This window comes from Rubrivivax gelatinosus (genome assembly GCF_004340905.1).
Lineage (GTDB): Bacteria > Pseudomonadota > Gammaproteobacteria > Burkholderiales > Burkholderiaceae_C > Rubrivivax > Rubrivivax gelatinosus.
The window spans coordinates 1-16,717 of sequence record NZ_SLXD01000026.1; the positions used below are offsets into that span (position 1 = coordinate 1).

Genomic DNA, 16,717 nt, shown 5'->3' on the forward strand with positions numbered 1-16,717 from the left:
ATCGCCGCCGTCAGCGTCGTCTTGCCGTGGTCGACGTGCCCGATCGTGCCCACGTTCACGTGCGGCTTCGTGCGTTCGAACTTACCCTTTGCCATTCTTCGTATCTCCAGAGAAAGAGCAGAGCCCGTGGAGGTTTAAGGTCTCGCACCACGCACCAGCCACGGGCAGCCGGCGCCTCGAGGGCACGAGACCGCGGGGCAGGCGCCCCGCGCTTGAGCTATCAGTTCTTGCCGCGAGCAGTGACGATCGCGTCGGCGACGTTCTTCGGAGCCTCGCTGTAGTGCTTGAACTCCATCGTGTACGTCGCACGGCCCTGCGACATCGAGCGCAGGGTCGTCGAGTAGCCGAACATCTCCGACAGCGGCACCTCGGCCTTGATGACCTTGCCGCCGCCAGGCATGTCGTCCATGCCCTGGACCATGCCGCGGCGGGACGACAGGTCGCCCATCACCGAGCCGGCGTAGTCTTCCGGCGTCTCGACTTCCACGGCCATCATCGGCTCGAGGATGACCGGGCTGGCCTTGCGGCAGGCCTCCTTGAAGCCGATCGACGCCGCCATCTTGAACGCGTTTTCCGACGAGTCCACCTCGTGGTACGAACCGAAGGTCAGCGTGACCTTGATGTCGACCACCGGGTAGCCGGCCAGAACGCCGTTGGGCAGCGTGTCCTCGACACCCTTCTGCACCGCCGGGATGTACTCGCGCGGCACGACGCCGCCCTTGATGGCGTCGACGAACTGGAAGCCCTTGCCCGGCTCGTTCGGCTCGACCGTGAAGACGACGTGGCCGTACTGACCCTTGCCGCCGGACTGGCGCACGAACTTGCCCTCGACGTCGGAGGCGGTCTTGCGGATCGTCTCGCGGTAGGCAACCTGCGGCTTGCCGACGTTGGCCTCGACGCCGAACTCGCGCTTCATGCGGTCGACGATGATTTCCAGGTGCAGCTCGCCCATCCCGGAAATGATGGTCTGGCCGGATTCCTCGTCGGTGCGCATGCGGAACGACGGATCCTCGGCCGCCAGGCGACCGAGCGCGATACCCATCTTTTCCTGGTCGCTCTTGGTCTTGGGTTCGACGGCCTGCGAGATCACGGGCTCGGGGAAGACCATCTTCTCGAGCGTGATCACGCTGTCCGGATCGCACAGCGTCTCGCCGGTCGTGACGTCCTTCAGGCCCACGCAGGCGGCGATGTCGCCGGCCAGGATTTCCTTGATTTCTTCACGCTGGTTGGCGTGCATCTGCAGGATCCGGCCGATGCGCTCCTTCTTGCCGCGGATCGGGTTGAAGACCGAGTCGCCGCTCTTCAGGATGCCCGAGTACACACGCACGAAGGTCAGCTGACCGACGTACGGGTCGGTCATCAGCTTGAAGGCGAGCGCCGAGAACTTCTCGTTGTCGTCGGCCTTGCGCGAAACAGGCTGCTCGTCGTCGTCCGTGCCGGTGACCGGCGGAATGTCCACCGGGGAGGGCAGGAACTCGATGACGGCGTCGAGCATGCGCTGCACGCCCTTGTTCTTGAACGCCGTGCCGCAGAGCATCGGCTGGATCTCGGTGGCGATCGTGCGCAGGCGCAGCCCGAGCTTGATCTCCTCTTCCGAGAGTTCGCCTTCCTCGAGGTACTTGTTCATCAAGTCCTCGGAGGCTTCGGCGGCCGCCTCGATCATGTTGTCGCGCCATTTCTGGCACTCGGCGGAAAGTTCAGCCGGAATATCCTCGTAGCTGAACTTCATCCCCTGGGAAGCCTCGTCCCAGATGATCGCCTTCATCTTGAAGAGGTCCACCACGCCCTTGAAGTTCTCTTCGGCGCCGATGGGCACGACGATGGGCACCGGGTTGGCCTTCAGGCGCGTCTTCATCTGGTCATAGACCTTGAAGAAGTTGGCGCCGGTGCGGTCCATCTTGTTGACGAACGCGAGGCGCGGCACCTTGTACTTGTTGGCCTGGCGCCAGACGGTCTCGGACTGCGGCTGCACGCCACCGACCGCGCAGTACACCATGCACGCACCGTCGAGCACGCGCATCGAGCGCTCGACTTCGATCGTGAAGTCGACGTGCCCCGGGGTGTCGATGATGTTGAAGCGGTGCTCCGGCAAGGACAGATCCATGCCCTTCCAGAAGCAGGTGGTGGCCGCGGAGGTGATCGTGATCCCGCGCTCCTGCTCCTGCTCCATCCAGTCCATCGTCGCGGCGCCGTCGTGCACCTCGCCGATCTTGTGGTTCACACCCGTGTAGAACAGGATGCGCTCGGTCGTGGTGGTCTTGCCGGCATCGATGTGCGCCGAAATACCGATGTTGCGGTAGCGCTCGATGGGGGTCTTGCGGGCCATGATCAAATCTCCAAATGCAGGGCCGCCTGGGGGCTGCGCTCAGCCCGCCGAGGCGGCCGTCAGGCAGGGGGTCAGAAGCGGAAGTGCGAGAACGCCTTGTTCGCTTCGGCCATGCGGTGGACTTCGTCGCGCTTCTTCATCGCGCCGCCACGGCCTTCGGCTGCTTCCAGCAGCTCGTTGGCCAGGCGCGCGGCCATCGACTTCTCACCGCGCTTGCGCGCCGATTCCTTCAGCCAGCGCATGGCCAGGGCCTGCCGGCGGACGGGACGAACTTCCACGGGAACTTGGTAGTTCGCACCGCCGACACGGCGGGACTTCACCTCGACCATCGGCTTGATGTTGTTCAGCGCGACGAGGAAGACTTCCAGCGGATCCTTGCCGGCCTTCTTCTCGACCTGCTCGAGGGCACCGTAGATGATGCGCTCGGCGACGGCCTTCTTGCCCGATTCCATGATGACGTTCATGAACTTGGACAGGTCGACGGACCCGAACTTCGGATCCGGCAGGATTTCGCGCTTGGGTACTTCGCGACGACGTGGCATGGGACTTTTCCTTTTCGATTCAGTTGGCGCAGGCTCTTCGGCCGCACCGCGAAGGGTCATCGAGGCCCTTCACTTACTCGACCCGCAAGCGGCGGGCCTTCCGCTCGGCCACCCCTGAGGGCGGCACCGCCTGATCAGGCCTTCTTCGGGCGCTTGGCGCCGTACTTCGAACGCGACTGCTTGCGATCCTTGACGCCTTGCAGGTCGAGCGAGCCGCGCACGATGTGGTAACGCACACCCGGCAGATCCTTGACCCGGCCGCCGCGCACGAGCACGACGCTGTGCTCCTGCAGATTGTGGCCTTCACCGCCGATGTACGAGATGACCTCGAAACCGTTGGTCAGGCGCACCTTGGCGACCTTACGAAGCGCGGAGTTCGGCTTCTTCGGCGTGGTGGTGTAAACGCGGGTGCAGACGCCACGACGTTGCGGGCAGTTCTGCATCGCAGGAGACTTGCTCTTGACCACTTCGGCCTGACGGCCTTGGCGCACGAGCTGGTTGATGGTGGGCATAGGTAACTTGTTCCCGTTTGAAGCTACACGATCTTTTCGGGCAACCGCCCCGCCCCAAAGGCGTCGCGCCAAAGCCCGGGCGCCCCATGGGACCCCGGGCTGACGCCGCCGCCCGATGTGCTGAGACCCTGCGGGCCAGATCGAGCGACAGGCAAAGTCTGCCGAAAAGCCTTCCATTATAGTCAGCGGTTTCGGCTAGGGGCAAGCAAGCACCATGGATGAAGTCGTGGCGGGCGCGGCAGACGTCGTTCTGGACACGAACGTGGTGCTCGACTGGCTGGTCTTCGACGACCCCGCGACCCGGCCGCTGGCCGCTGCACTCGAGGCCGGGCAGCTGCGCTGGATCGCCACCGGGCCGATGCTCGACGAGCTGCTGCACGTGCTGCAGCGCCCCGAGCTCGACCGCTGGCGCCCGGCCTGCGAGGCCGCACGCGAGCGTGTCGTCGCCGCCGGTTGCCGCGTCGAGATGCCGCCAGCACGCGGTCGGGCGCCGATCTGCCGCGACGCGGCCGACCAGATGTTCATCGACCTGGCGCTCGCCTGGGGCGCGCCATGGCTGCTGACGCGCGACAAGGCGCTGCTGCAGCTCGCGCGCGCGGCACGCGGCGCCGGCACCACGGTGTGCACGCCGGCGCGCTGGGCACCCGCCGCCTGAGCGGCGGGCTGCCCTCGCCTGCCGCCGACGGCACGGCCCGACCAAGAAAAAGGGCAGCCGAAGCTGCCCTTTGACGCTGGAGACGCTGCCGATCACTCGGCCGCGCCGTCTCCCGCTTCGCTGGCTGCATCCACGCCAGCCAGTTGCACCGCCGCCAACTCTTCGGCTTCCTGCAGCGCGATCGCACGGCGCTCGCTCTCGTCCATCGCCTCCTTGGCGCGACGCGCGGCGTGGAACGCCATGCCGGTGCCCGCCGGGATCAGGCGGCCGACGATGACGTTCTCCTTCAGGCCGCGCAGCTCGTCGCGCTTGCCCATGATCGCCGCCTCGGTCAGCACGCGGGTGGTCTCCTGGAACGAGGCCGCGGAGATGAACGAATCGGTCGACAGGCTGGCCTTGGTGATGCCGAGCAGCACGTCGGCGTGCGTCGCCGGGATCTTGTCCTCGGCGCGCATGCGGTCGTTGGTGTCCAGCAGCTCCGAACGCTCGACCTGCTCGCCGGCGATGTAGCCGGTGTCGCCCGGGTTGACGATCTGCACGCGGCGCAGCATCTGGCGAACGATCACCTCGATGTGCTTGTCGTTGATCTTCACGCCCTGCAGACGGTAGACGTCCTGGACCTCGTCGACGATGTAGCGCGCCAGTTCCTCGATGCCCAGCAGGCGCAGGATGTCCTGCGGGTCCGCCGCGCCGTCGACGATCAGCTCGCCGCGGTTCACGACCTGGCCTTCGTGCACCAGGATGTTCTTTTCCTTGGGCACCAGCTCTTCGTAGACCTTGCCATCCGGATCGGTGATCTGCAGGCGCACCTTGCCCTTGGTCTCCTTGCCGAACGACACCGTGCCGGTGATCTCGGCCAGCGTGCCGACGTCCTTCGGCGAGCGGGCTTCGAACAGCTCGGCCACCCGCGGCAGACCGCCGGTGATGTCGCGCGTCTTCTGGCCTTCCATCGGGATGCGGGCCAGGACTTCGCCCGGCATCAGGTCCTGACCGTCGCGCACCTGGATCAGCGCGCCGACCGGGAAGCCGATCGTCACCGCGTGGTCCGTGCCCGGGATCTTGACCTCGACGCCTTGCGCGTCCAGCAGCTTGACCTGCGGGCGCACGACCTTGGCCGCGCCGCGGCGCTTCGGGTCGATGACGACCAGCGTCGACAGGCCGGTGACCTCGTCGACCTGCTTGGCGACGGTGACACCTTCCTCGACGTTCTCGAAGCGCGCCTTGCCGGCGAACTCGGTGATGATCGGGCGCGTCAGCGGGTCCCAGTTGGCCAGCACGGTGCCGGCCTTGACCGGCTGGTCGGGCTTGATGTTGAGCGTCGCGCCGTACGGCAGCTTGTGGCGCTCGCGCTCGCGGCCGTGCGGGTCGGCGATGATGATCTCGCCCGAACGCGCGATGACGACGAGTTCGCCCTTGCCGTTCGTGACGTAGCGCATCGTGCTGTTGAAGCCGATGATGCCGTCGGACTTGGCCTCGACGCTCGACGCGACCGCAGCGCGCGACGCGGCGCCGCCGATGTGGAAGGTCCGCATCGTCAGCTGCGTGCCCGGCTCGCCGATCGACTGCGCGGCGATGACACCCACCGCCTCGCCGACGTTGACCAGGCCGCCGCGACCCAGGTCGCGGCCGTAGCACTTGGCGCACAGGCCGAAGCGCGTGCCGCAGGTCAGCGGCGTGCGCACCTTGACCTCGTCGACGCCGGCGGCCTCGAGCTTGTCGAGTGCTTCCTCGTCGAGCATCTCGCCCGCGCCCATCAGCGTTTCCTGCGTCTCCAGGTGCAGGACTTCGGTCGCGGTGACACGGCCCAGCACGCGGTCGCGCAGCGACTCGATGACTTCACCACCCTCGACCAGAGCACGCATCGCGAGGCCGTTCTGGGTGCCGCAATCGTCCTCGGTGACGACCAGATCCTGGGTCACGTCGACCAGACGGCGGGTCAGGTAGCCCGAGTTCGCGGTCTTCAGCGCCGTGTCCGCCAGGCCCTTACGGGCACCGTGGGTGGAGATGAAGTACTGCAGAACGTTCAGGCCCTCGCGGAAGTTCGCCGTGATCGGCGTCTCGATGATCGAGCCGTCCGGCTTGGCCATCAGGCCGCGCATGCCGGCGAGCTGGCGGATCTGCGCCGCGGAGCCCCGCGCCCCGGAGTCGGCCATCATGTAGATGGAGTTGAACGACTCCTGGTCGACTTCCTTGCCGTGGCGGTCGATGGTCTTCTGCTTGGACAGCTGCGACATCATGACCTTGCCGACCTCGTCGCCGGTCTTGCCCCAGATGTCGACCACCTTGTTGTAGCGCTCGCCGGCGGTCACGAGACCCGAGACGTACTGCTGCTCGATCTCCTTGACCTCCTTCTCGGCACGGGCGATGAGCTCGTGCTTCTGCGGCGGCACCAGCATGTCGTCGATGGCGATCGAGATGCCGGCGCGCGTCGCGAGGCGGAAGCCGCTTTGCAGCAGCTTGTCGGCGAAGACCACCGTCTCCTTCAGGCCGCACTTGCGGAAGCTGACGTTGATCAGGCGCGAGATTTCCTTCTTCTTCAGCGCCTTGTTCAGGTTCGAGAACGGCAGGCCCTTGGGCAGGATCTGCGACAGCAGCGCACGGCCGACGGTGGTCGCGACGAGCTTGATCTCGGGGACGAAATCGCCGGTGACCTTGTCCTTGACCCACTCGGTCAGGCGGACGTTGATCTTGGCGGTGATCTCGACGACGCCGTTGTCCAGCGCGCGCTGCAGCTCCATCAGGTCGGCGAAGACCATGCCTTCGCCGCGGCCGTTGGTGCGCTCGCGGGTGGCGTAGTACAGGCCCAGCACCACGTCCTGCGACGGCACGATCGACGGTTCGCCGTTGGCCGGGAACAGCACGTTGTTGGAGGCCAGCATCAGCGTGCGGGCTTCCATCTGCGCCTCGATCGACAGCGGCACGTGCACGGCCATCTGGTCACCGTCGAAGTCGGCGTTGAACGCCGAGCAGACCAGCGGGTGCAGCTGGATCGCCTTGCCTTCGATGAGCACCGGCTCGAACGCCTGGATGCCCAGGCGGTGCAGCGTCGGCGCGCGGTTCAGCAGGATCGGGTGCTCCTTGATGACCTCTTCGAGGATGTCCCAGACCACCGGCGTGCCGGCTTCGACTTCCTTCTTCGCGGCCTTGATCGTCGTGGCGATGCCCATCGCCTCGAGGCGGCTGAAGATGAACGGCTTGAACAGCTCGATCGCCATCAGCTTGGGCAGGCCGCACTGGTGCAGCTTGAGCGTCGGGCCGACGACGATGACCGAACGGCCCGAGTAGTCGACGCGCTTGCCCAGCAGGTTCTGGCGGAAGCGGCCGCTCTTGCCCTTGATCATGTCGGCCAGCGACTTCAGCGCACGCTTGTTCGCGCCCGTCATCGCCTTGCCGCGGCGGCCGTTGTCCAGCAGCGAGTCCACCGCTTCCTGGAGCATCCGCTTTTCGTTGCGGACGATGATCTCCGGCGCCTTCAACTCGAGCAGGCGGGCCAGGCGGTTGTTGCGGTTGATGACGCGGCGGTAGAGGTCGTTCAGGTCCGAGGTCGCGAAGCGGCCGCCGTCCAGCGGCACCAGCGGACGCAGGTCCGGCGGCAGCACCGGCAGCACCTCGAGGATCATCCAGTGCGGCTTGATGCCCGACTTCTTGAAGGCCTCCATCACCTTCAGGCGCTTGGAGTTCTTCTTGATCTTCAGCTCCGACCCGGTCATGTCGTTGCGGAGCTTGTCGATCTCGACGTCGAGGTCCATCTCCTCGAGCAGCTTCTTGATGCCCTCGGCACCCATCAGCGCGACGAACTCGTCACCGAACTCGACGCGCTTGGCCTCGTAGTCGTCCTCGCTCATGATCGAGAACTTCTTCAGCGGCGTCATGCCCGGGTCGACGACGACGTAGGCTTCGAAGTACAGCACGCGCTCGATGTCGCGCAGCGTCATGTCGAGCACCAGGCCCAGACGCGACGGCAGCGACTTCAGGAACCAGATGTGCGCGCAGGGTGCAGCCAGGTCGATGTGGCCCATGCGCTCGCGGCGCACCTTGGTCTGCGTGACTTCGACGCCGCACTTCTCGCAGATCACGCCGCGGTGCTTCAGGCGCTTGTACTTGCCGCACAGGCACTCGTAGTCCTTGATCGGGCCGAAGATCTTGGCGCAGAACAGGCCGTCACGTTCGGGCTTGAAGGTGCGGTAGTTGATCGTCTCGGGCTTCTTCACCTCGCCGAACGACCACGAGCGGATCTTCTCGGGGCTGGCGAGCCCGATCTTGATCGCGTCGAAGTGTTCGTCGGGCGTGAACTGCTTGAAAAGGTCGAGTAGTCCCTTCATGGGGTTCTCCTAGATCCTGAAATCGATGTGGAAGGTGCTGGCCAAGCGGACGCCGCGGACCCGGCTCTGCCGGGCCGCAGGCGTCGCCCCCTGGGGGGAGGCGACCGAAGGTCGCTTCGGGGGGGTCAATCCCGTTCCAGTTCGATGTCGATGCCGAGCGAACGAATTTCCTTGACCAGCACGTTGAACGACTCCGGCATGCCGGCCTCGATCGAGTGCTCGCCCTTGACGATGTTCTCGTAGACCTTGGTCCGACCGTTCACGTCGTCGGACTTCACCGTCAGCATTTCCTGGAGGATGTAGCTGGCGCCGTAGGCCTCGAGTGCCCAGACTTCCATTTCACCGAAGCGCTGGCCACCGAACTGCGCCTTGCCGCCCAGCGGCTGCTGGGTGACCAGGCTGTACGGGCCGGTCGAGCGGGCGTGCATCTTGTCGTCGACCAGGTGGTGCAGCTTCAGCACGTGCATGTAGCCGACCGTGACCGGGCGCTCGAAGGCTTCGCCGGTGCGGCCGTCGTGCAGCGTGGCCTGGGTGCGCGTGGCGGTGAGACCCTTGCGCGCCGCCAGCTCGTCCGGGTAGGCGAGCCGGAGCATGCCGCGGATCTCCTCCTCGTGCGCACCGTCGAACACCGGCGTCGCGAACGGCACGCCGGGCTGCAGGTTCTTGGCCATCTCGACGATCTCGTCGTCGCTCAGGTCCTGCAGCGATTCGGTCTTGCCGCCGGACTGGTTGTAGAGCTCGTCGAGGAACTCGCGCAGCTCGGCGGCACGCGCCTGGCTCTGCAGCATGTCGCCGATGCGCTGGCCGATGCCCTTGCCGGCCCAGCCCAGGTGCACTTCGAGGACCTGGCCGACGTTCATCCGCGAGGGCACGCCCAGCGGGTTCAGCACGATGTCGCACGGGGTGCCGTCGGCCATGTAGGGCATGTCCTCGACCGCGACGATCTTGGACACGACACCCTTGTTGCCGTGGCGGCCGGCCATCTTGTCGCCGGGCTGCAGGCGGCGCTTGACGGCGAGGTAGACCTTCACCATCTTCAGCACGCCGGCGGGCAGCTCGTCGCCCTGGGTCAGCTTCTTGCGCTTCTCTTCGAACGCGAGGTCGAAGCTGTGGCGCGTCTGCTCGAGCGAGTTCTTGATCGACTCGAGCTGGTTGGCCACCTCGTCCTCGGCCGGGCGGATGTCGAACCAGTGGTACTTCTCGACCGAGGCCAGGTAGTCCTTGGTGATCGTCGTGCCCTTGGCGATCTTCTGCGGGCCGCCGTTGGCGACCTTGCCGGCCAGCAGCTTCTCGATCCGGTCGAACGCGTCGGCCTCGACGATGCGCAGCTGGTCGTTCAGGTCCAGGCGGAAGCGCTTGAGCTCGTCGTCGATGATCTGCTGGGCGCGCTTGTCGCGCTGGATGCCTTCACGGGTGAAGACCTGCACGTCGATGACGGTGCCGCTGGTGCCCTGGTCGACACGCAGCGAGGTGTCCTTCACGTCGGAAGCCTTCTCGCCGAAGATCGCGCGCAGCAGCTTTTCTTCCGGCGTCAGCGTCGTCTCGCCCTTGGGCGTGACCTTGCCGACCAGCACGTCGCCCGGGTTCACCTCGGCGCCGATGTAGACGATGCCGGATTCATCCAGACGGGCGAGCTGCTGCTCGCTCAGGTTCGGGATGTCGCGCGTGATCTCCTCGGAACCCAGCTTGGTGTCGCGGGCCATCACGACCAGTTCCTCGATGTGGATCGAGGTGTAGCGGTCGTCGGCGACGACGCGCTCGCTGATCAGGATCGAGTCTTCGAAGTTGTAGCCGTTCCAGGGCATGAACGCGACCAGCATGTTCTGGCCGAGCGCGAGCTCGCCCAGGTCGGTCGACGCACCGTCGGCGACGACGTCGCCGGCGCCGACATGGTCGCCGCGGCGCACGATCGGGCGCTGGTGGATGTTCGTGTTCTGGTTCGAACGCTGGTACTTGATCAGGTTGTAGATGTCGACGCCGACTTCACCGGCCACCGTCTCGTCGTCGTTGACGCGGATGACGATGCGGTTGGTGTCGACGTAGTCCACGATGCCGCCGCGGCGGGCGGTGACGACGGTGCCCGAGTCGACCGCGGCGACGCGTTCGACACCGGTACCGACCAGCGCCTTCTCCGGACGCAGCGTCGGCACGGCCTGGCGCTGCATGTTGGCGCCCATCAGCGCGCGGTTCGCGTCATCGTGCTCGAGGAACGGCACGAGCGAGGCCGCGACCGACACGATCTGCGTCGGCGCCACGTCCATGTACTGCACGCGCTCCGGCGACAGCAGCACCGATTCGCCGTTCTCGCGCGCCGAGACCAGTTCGTCGATCAGGCGGCCTTCGCCGTCCAGCGTGGCGTTGGCCTGGGCGATGACGTACTTGCCTTCTTCGATCGCCGACAGGTAGTCGATCTGGTCGGTGACCTTGCCGTCGACGACGCGGCGGTAAGGCGTTTCCAGGAAGCCGTACTCGTTCAACTGCGCGTACAGCGCCAGCGAGTTGATCAGGCCGATGTTCGGGCCTTCCGGCGTCTCGATCGGGCAGACGCGGCCGTAGTGGGTCGGGTGCACGTCGCGGACTTCGAAGCCGGCGCGCTCGCGGGTCAGACCGCCCGGGCCCAGGGCCGAGACACGACGCTTGTGCGTGATCTCGGACAGCGGGTTCGTCTGGTCCATGAACTGCGAGAGCTGGCTCGCGCCGAAGAACTCCTTGAGCGCCGCGCTGATCGGCTTGGAGTTGATCAGGTCGTGCGGCATCAGGGCTTCGGTCTCGGCCTGGCCGAGGCGTTCCTTGACGGCCTTCTCGATGCGCGCGAGGCCCGAGCGGTACTGGTTCTCGGCCAGTTCGCCGACGCAGCGAACGCGACGGTTGCCCAGGTGGTCGATGTCGTCGACTTCGCCGTTGCCGTTGCGCAGGTCCACGAGGATCTTGACGACGTCGAGGATGTCCTCGTTGGACAGCGTCATCTTGCCTTCCGGCACGTCGCGGCCCACGCGGGCGTTGAACTTCATGCGGCCGACGCGCGACAGGTCGTAGGTGTCCTCGCTGTAGAACAGGCGATGGAACAGCGCTTCGACGGCGTCTTCGGTCGGCGGCTCGCCGGGGCGCATCATGCGGTAGATGGCCACGCGTGCGGCCAGCTGGTCGGCGGTCTCGTCAGAGGCCAGCGTCTGGCTGATGTAGGCGCCCTGGTTCAGCTCGTTCGTGAACAGGCACTGGATGTCCTTGATGCCGGCCGAACGCAGCTTCTTCAGCAGCGCCTCGGTGATCTCGTCGTTGGCCTTGGCGACGATCTCGCCGGTGTCCGGATCGACCATGTTGCGCGCGATCACGCGGCCGACGAGGAAGTCCTCGGGCACGCTGACGAACGTGGTGCCGGTCTGCTCGAGCTGGCGCACGTGGCGCGCGGTGATGCGCTTGTCCTTCTCGACGATGACGGCGCCGTTCTTGTCGGTCAGGTCGAAGCGTGCGATCTCGCCCTTCAGACGCTCCGGAACGAACTCCATCTGCGCGCCCGAGTCCATCAGGCGGAAGTTGTCGAAGACGAAGAAGTGGCTGAGGATCTGCTCGGGGTTCAGGCCGATGGCCTTGAGCAGGATCGTCACCGGCATCTTGCGGCGACGGTCGACGCGGAAGTACAGGATGTCCTTCGGGTCGAACTCGAAGTCCAGCCAGGAGCCGCGGTACGGGATGATCCGTGCGCTGAACAGCAGCTTGCCCGAGCTGTGCGTCTTGCCCTTGTCGTGCTCGAAGAACACGCCCGGCGAACGGTGCAGCTGGCTGACGATGACACGCTCGGTGCCGTTGACGATGAAGGAGCCGTAGTCGGTCATCAGGGGCACTTCGCCCATGTAGACCTCCTGCTCCTTGATCTCCTTGACCAGCTTGGCCGGATGCGACTCCCGGTCGTAGATGATCATCTGCAGCTTCGCACGCACGGCAGCGGCGAAGGTCAGGCCCCGCTGCTGGCACTCGCGCACGTCGAACGGCGGCTTCGCGATGTTGTACTCGAGGAACTTCATCTCCACGAAGCCGTTGTGGGAGACGATCGGGAAGGCCGAGATGAAGGCGGCCTGCAGGCCCTCGGGCTTGCGCTGCTGAGGCGGCACGTCCTTCTGCAGGAAGGCGACGTAGGAGTCGCTCTGCATCGTCAGCAGATAGGGGACCTTGAGCACGCTCTCGCGCTTGCCGAAGCTCTTGCGGATGCGCTTGCGCTCGGTGAACGTGTAGGGGGTTGCTTGCGCCATTGAACTCTCCGTGTCGACTATGCCGCCCTGGCCTGGGGCTGCATTTCGTCGGCGACTGGCTGCCCGGACATTGCGCACCGAGCCGAGGAGAGTGTGTCCTCGGTGGCAGCGCCGTTGGCGGCCCCGGGCGGGGCGGCGTGTCGGCGGCGGCGGCGTGTCCGAGGCTTGGTGGCAGGCCACTACCTGCCGCTGGCGGACAACCCCGGCGTTGCACCGGAGTCCGACCAAACCCGTTCCCTGCAGTCGGATCAGAGAACACTTGCAAGCGCCCGACTGGGCTCTTGCAGGTGTTCCCGGGCGAGGCCCGGAACACCGATCCGAAACCGGGGGCCGGCAAACGCCGACCCCGCGGTCCGAATTACTTCAGCTCGGCCTTGGCGCCGGCTTCGACCAGCTTCTTGACGGCGGCTTCGGCGTCGGCCTTGGCGATGGCTTCCTTGACGTTCTTCGGAGCGCCGTCGACCAGGTCCTTGGCTTCCTTCAGGCCCAGGCCCGTCAGTTCGCGCACGGCCTTGATGACCGAGACCTTGTTCGCGCCGGCTTCGAGCAGCACGACGTTGAATTCGGTCTTCTCTTCGACCGGGGCAGCGGCAGCGCCGGCACCGCCGGCAGCCGGGGCGGCCATGGCGGCGGCGGACACGCCGAACTTCTCCTCGATGGCCTTGACCAGGTCATTGAGTTCCATGACGGTCATGCTGTCCATCGCAGCCAGGAAAGCGTCTTTGTCGAATGCCATTTCAGGTTCCTCGAAATCAGTAAAAGTTCAATGAATCGGATGCGTCAGGCCGCCGGGGCCTCGGCGGGCGCTTCGGCGCCGCCCTTTTGCTCGGCGACGGCGGCAATCACGCCGGCCATGCGCTGGATCGGCGACTTCAGCAGGCCCGCCACCTGGGCGATCAGCACTTCGCGGCTCGGGATCGAGGCGAGCGCCTTGATGCCATTGGCGTCGAGCGCCTTGCCGGCGTACGCGCCGCCCTTCAGGACGAGCTTGTCGTTGCCCTTGGCGAAGTCAGCGATGACTTTCGCGGCGGCCACGGCATCCTCGGAAAAGCCGTAGATCAGCGGACCGACCATCGCGTCCGAGGCCACTTCGAACGGCGTGCCGGCCACCGCGCGACGGGCGAGCGTGTTCTTCAGCACGTGAAGGTAAACGCCGTTGTCGCGCGCCTGGCGGCGCAGCTTGTCGAGGTGAGCCACGGTGAGGCCGCGATACTCGGCCAGCGCGAGCGTCTGCGAGCGTGCGGCTTGCGCCGACACGCCGTCGACGACGGCTGCCTTCTCGTTGCGATTGAGACTCAAGGTCTGTTCCTCACACATCATGTGCCGGGTCTCGCGACCACGGCACGCCTGGAATCAGCGACCTTCTGTTTCGGGAACCCCCGGCTACAACACCCGGGAATACCTTCAGCAGCGGGACCGCCATCTGCGCTGGCCGTCGGCCGCCCTTGCAGGCGGCCGGTCGATTAAGGAGCCCGAAGGCCCCGCCAGCGGTCTTGGATGACCTGCCCGGCCTTTCGGCCGGACAGCCCACCAATTCAAGAAACCGCACGCCAGACTGGAGCGTGCGGCCTCGTATCACGTTCAGGCCTGGGCGGCGATCGACTGGGTGTCGACGCGAACGCCGATACCCATCGTCGAGGACACGGCGACCTTGCGCAGGTACACGCCCTTGCTCGACGCCGGCTTGGCCTTGTTCAGGGCTTCGATCAGCGCACGCAGGTTGTCGGTCAGGCGATCCGACTCGAACGAACGGCGGCCGATCGTCGCGTGGATGATGCCGGCCTTGTCGACGCGGAACTGGATCTGACCGGCCTTGGCGTTGCGCACGGCCTGGGCGACGTCCGGGGTCACGGTGCCGACCTTCGGGTTCGGCATCAGGCCGCGCGGGCCGAGGATCTGGCCCAGCGTACCGACGATGCGCATCGTGTCCGGCGAGGCGATCACGACGTCGAAGTTCAGGTTGCCGGCCTTGATCTCGGCGGCCAGGTCGTCCATGCCGACGATGTCGGCACCGGCGGCCTTGGCTTCCTCGGCCTTGGCGCCCTGGGCGAAGACGGCGACACGCTTGGTCTTGCCGGTGCCCGCGGGCATCACGACCGCGCCGCGAACGACCTGGTCGGACTTTTTGGCGTCGACGCCGAGCTGCACGGCCACGTCGATCGACTCGTCGAACTTGGCGGTGGCGCATTCCTTGACCAGCGCCAGGGCGTCGGTCAGCGGGTACAGCTTGGTGCTTTCGACCTTGCCCTGCAGGGCCTTGGCTTTCTTGGTGAGCTTGGCCATGGCGTCAGACCCCTTCAACAATGAGGCCCATCGAGCGGGCGGAACCGGCGATGGTCTTCACCGCGGCGTCCATGTCGGCGGCGGTGAGGTCCTTCATCTTGGTCTTGGCGATTTCCTCGAGCTGGGCGCGCGTGACCTTGCCGACCTTCTCCAGGTGGGCGCGGCCGGAGCCCTTCTCGATCTTGGCCGCCTTCTTCAGCAGCACGGTCGCCGGGGGCGACTTCAGGATGAAGGTGAAGGACTTGTCGGCATAGGCCGTGATCACCACGGGCAGCTTCAGGCCCGGCTCGTAGCTCTGCGTCTGGGCGTTGAACGCCTTGCAGAACTCCATGATGTTCAGGCCGCGCTGACCGAGCGCCGGGCCGATCGGGGGCGAGGGGTTGGCCTTGCCGGCCGGGACTTGCAGCTTGATGAAGCCGACGATCTTCTTTGCCATGATGGCTCCTAACCGAGTTCTAGCGCTGGGGGTGCCAGCTCCTCGTCATACAACCCTGCTTGCGGCAGGCGTCCGGGGTTGCAGGCGGACGCCCTGAAATCTTGACGCGGCAGTCCGCGCCGAAGGCCGCTCAGACCTTCTCGACCTGCGAGAAGTCGAGTTCGACGCCGGTGGCACGACCGAAGATCGTGACCGACACCTTGACCTTGCTCTTCTCGTAGTTGACTTCCTCGACGGCGCCGTTGAAGTCGGTGAACGGGCCTTCCTTGACGCGGACCATCTCGCCGACCGTCCACTCGACCTTGGGCCGGGGCTTGTCGACGCCTTCCTGCATCTGGTTGACGATCTTCATCACCTCGGCTTCGGAGATCGGGGCCGGGCGGTTGCGCGCGCCGCCGACGAAGCCGGTGACCTTGCTCGTGTGCTTGACCAGGTGCCAGGTGTCGTCGGCCATCTCCATCTCGACGAGCACGTAGCCCGGGAAGAAACGGCGCTCGGTGACGGCCTTCTTGCCGTTCTTGAGCTCGACGACCTCTTCGGTCGGCACCAGGATGCGGCCGAACTTGTCCTGCATGCCGGCGCGGTCGATGCGCTCGCGCAGGTTGCGTTCGACGGCCTTTTCCATGCCCGAGTAGGCGTGCACGACGTACCAGCGCTTGTTGCTGGGCGCGACGGCAGTCTCGGGGGTGGGGGTGGCTTGCGGTTCCGTCATCGTGTTCGCCTCAGCGCTTCCAGCCCAGGATCAGGTCGTACAACACCCATTCCAGCGTCTTGTCGGTCAGGAACATGAAGAGCGCCATCGTGACGACGAAGGCGAACACGTAAAGCGTCATCTGGCCCGCTTCCTTGCGGGTCGGCCAGACCACCTTCTTCACTTCCTTGACCGACTCGCGGCCGAAGCCGATCAGCTGGCGGCCCGTTTCGGCGGTGAAGAAGACGCCCACGGCCCCGGCCACGAGGACCAGCAGCGCGATCACGCGCTGCCAGAGGTCGCGCTGACCGAGCACGTAGAACACGACGACACCGGCCACGAGCAGAACGGCAGCGACGGCCAGCTTGGCTTTGTCGGCGCCCGTGGAGACGGTTTCGACTTGGGGTTGGGTGGACATGGGCTACAGGTTACTTTGCCGCCATCAGCAGCAAAGCCCGCCGGGCTTTTCAGCGCCCGCGGGCTGGTATCTTGGACACCCGAGCAGTCGGGTGGCAGGGGCAGAGGGGATCGAACCCCCGACCTTCGGTTTTGGAGACCGACGCTCTGCCAGTTGAGCTATGCCCCTGCGTAAAACCTTGACAGATTACTCGATGATCTTCGCGACGACGCCGGCGCCGACGGTGCGACCACCTTCACGGATGGCGAAGCGCAGGCCTTCTTCCATCGCGATCGGGGCGATCAG

General features: G+C 65.9%; 14 protein-coding genes and 1 tRNA gene. 1 reads left to right on the plus strand and 14 read right to left on the minus strand.

Annotation, left to right across the window (positions count from 1 at the left end; genetic code table 11):
* The 4 genes from EV684_RS23555 to rpsL all read right to left on the minus strand — a co-directional run.
* Positions 1-95: GTP-binding protein (locus EV684_RS23555; protein ID WP_005434227.1), on the minus strand; the 95-nt coding region annotated here is incomplete at its 3' end.
* A 125-nt stretch (positions 96-220) separates the two neighbouring features.
* On the minus strand, positions 221-2,326 hold the full coding sequence (gene fusA / locus EV684_RS23560; RefSeq protein ID WP_132649789.1) for an elongation factor G: 2,106 nt from the start codon (positions 2,324-2,326) through the stop codon (positions 221-223).
* A 71-nt stretch (positions 2,327-2,397) separates the two neighbouring features.
* The gene (gene rpsG, locus EV684_RS23565) at positions 2,398-2,868 is read right to left on the minus strand and encodes a 30S ribosomal protein S7 (protein WP_014426557.1); all 471 of its coding nucleotides are present in this window, start codon (positions 2,866-2,868) and stop codon (positions 2,398-2,400) included.
* A gap of 134 nt (positions 2,869-3,002) precedes the next feature.
* Positions 3,003-3,380, minus strand: coding sequence for a 30S ribosomal protein S12 (rpsL, locus tag EV684_RS23570; RefSeq protein ID WP_132649790.1), 378 nt, complete (start codon positions 3,378-3,380; stop codon positions 3,003-3,005).
* 214 nt (positions 3,381-3,594) lie between these two features.
* Between rpsL and EV684_RS23575 the strand changes: the two genes are divergently transcribed.
* Positions 3,595-4,035: a putative toxin-antitoxin system toxin component, PIN family gene (locus EV684_RS23575; RefSeq protein ID WP_132649791.1), complete on the plus strand. Its 441-nt coding sequence runs from the start codon at positions 3,595-3,597 to the stop codon at positions 4,033-4,035.
* 92 nt (positions 4,036-4,127) lie between these two features.
* Here EV684_RS23575 and rpoC read toward each other — a convergent pair whose 3' ends face one another.
* The 10 genes from rpoC to EV684_RS23625 all read right to left on the minus strand — a co-directional run.
* Positions 4,128-8,357 carry a DNA-directed RNA polymerase subunit beta' gene (gene rpoC / locus EV684_RS23580; RefSeq protein WP_132649792.1) on the minus strand — a complete coding sequence of 1,410 codons (4,230 nt, stop codon included), beginning with the start codon at positions 8,355-8,357 and terminating at the stop codon, positions 4,128-4,130.
* A 125-nt stretch (positions 8,358-8,482) separates the two neighbouring features.
* Complete coding sequence (rpoB, locus tag EV684_RS23585; protein WP_132649793.1) at positions 8,483-12,604, minus strand: DNA-directed RNA polymerase subunit beta; 4,122 nt, start codon at positions 12,602-12,604, stop codon at positions 8,483-8,485.
* Between the two features lie 358 nt (positions 12,605-12,962).
* Positions 12,963-13,340 carry a 50S ribosomal protein L7/L12 gene (rplL, locus tag EV684_RS23590; protein ID WP_132649794.1) on the minus strand — a complete coding sequence of 126 codons (378 nt, stop codon included), beginning with the start codon at positions 13,338-13,340 and terminating at the stop codon, positions 12,963-12,965.
* A 44-nt stretch (positions 13,341-13,384) separates the two neighbouring features.
* A complete protein-coding gene (gene rplJ, locus EV684_RS23595) occupies positions 13,385-13,903 on the minus strand; it encodes a 50S ribosomal protein L10 (RefSeq protein WP_132649795.1) in 519 nt (172 codons plus the stop codon).
* Positions 13,904-14,185: 282 nt separating this feature from the next.
* Entirely contained in the window at positions 14,186-14,887 is a 702-nt protein-coding gene (gene rplA / locus EV684_RS23600) for a 50S ribosomal protein L1 (RefSeq protein WP_132649796.1), read from the minus strand.
* A 4-nt stretch (positions 14,888-14,891) separates the two neighbouring features.
* The gene (gene rplK, locus EV684_RS23605) at positions 14,892-15,323 is read right to left on the minus strand and encodes a 50S ribosomal protein L11 (RefSeq protein WP_009855888.1); all 432 of its coding nucleotides are present in this window, start codon (positions 15,321-15,323) and stop codon (positions 14,892-14,894) included.
* Between the two features lie 130 nt (positions 15,324-15,453).
* Positions 15,454-16,035, minus strand: a complete 582-nt coding sequence (gene nusG / locus EV684_RS23610) for a transcription termination/antitermination protein NusG (RefSeq protein ID WP_009855889.1) — start codon at positions 16,033-16,035, stop codon at positions 15,454-15,456.
* Between the two features lie 10 nt (positions 16,036-16,045).
* The gene (secE, locus tag EV684_RS23615; RefSeq protein WP_132649797.1) at positions 16,046-16,432 is read right to left on the minus strand and encodes a preprotein translocase subunit SecE; all 387 of its coding nucleotides are present in this window, start codon (positions 16,430-16,432) and stop codon (positions 16,046-16,048) included.
* Between the two features lie 92 nt (positions 16,433-16,524).
* Positions 16,525-16,600 (minus strand) — tRNA-Trp (locus EV684_RS23620).
* A gap of 18 nt (positions 16,601-16,618) precedes the next feature.
* Positions 16,619-16,717, minus strand: a 99-nt coding sequence (locus tag EV684_RS23625; RefSeq protein ID WP_080248470.1) for an EF-Tu C-terminal domain-related protein, incomplete at its 5' end; no start/stop codon positions are given.

What these genes read in the sequence shown, in the direction of transcription:
- fusA (WP_132649789.1), bottom strand. Translation starts at nt 2,326, where the DNA reads ATGGCCCGCAAGACCCCCATCGAGCGCTACCGCAACATCGGTATTTCG.
- rpsG (WP_014426557.1), bottom strand. Translation starts at nt 2,868, where the DNA reads ATGCCACGTCGTCGCGAAGTACCCAAGCGCGAAATCCTGCCGGATCCG.
- rpsL (WP_132649790.1), bottom strand. Translation starts at nt 3,380, where the DNA reads ATGCCCACCATCAACCAGCTCGTGCGCCAAGGCCGTCAGGCCGAAGTG.
- EV684_RS23575 (WP_132649791.1), top strand. Translation starts at nt 3,595, where the DNA reads ATGGATGAAGTCGTGGCGGGCGCGGCAGACGTCGTTCTGGACACGAAC.
- rpoC (WP_132649792.1), bottom strand. Translation starts at nt 8,357, where the DNA reads ATGAAGGGACTACTCGACCTTTTCAAGCAGTTCACGCCCGACGAACAC.
- rpoB (WP_132649793.1), bottom strand. Translation starts at nt 12,604, where the DNA reads ATGGCGCAAGCAACCCCCTACACGTTCACCGAGCGCAAGCGCATCCGC.
- rplL (WP_132649794.1), bottom strand. Translation starts at nt 13,340, where the DNA reads ATGGCATTCGACAAAGACGCTTTCCTGGCTGCGATGGACAGCATGACC.
- rplA (WP_132649796.1), bottom strand. Translation starts at nt 14,887, where the DNA reads ATGGCCAAGCTCACCAAGAAAGCCAAGGCCCTGCAGGGCAAGGTCGAA.
- rplK (WP_009855888.1), bottom strand. Translation starts at nt 15,323, where the DNA reads ATGGCAAAGAAGATCGTCGGCTTCATCAAGCTGCAAGTCCCGGCCGGC.
- nusG (WP_009855889.1), bottom strand. Translation starts at nt 16,035, where the DNA reads ATGACGGAACCGCAAGCCACCCCCACCCCCGAGACTGCCGTCGCGCCC.
- secE (WP_132649797.1), bottom strand. Translation starts at nt 16,432, where the DNA reads ATGTCCACCCAACCCCAAGTCGAAACCGTCTCCACGGGCGCCGACAAA.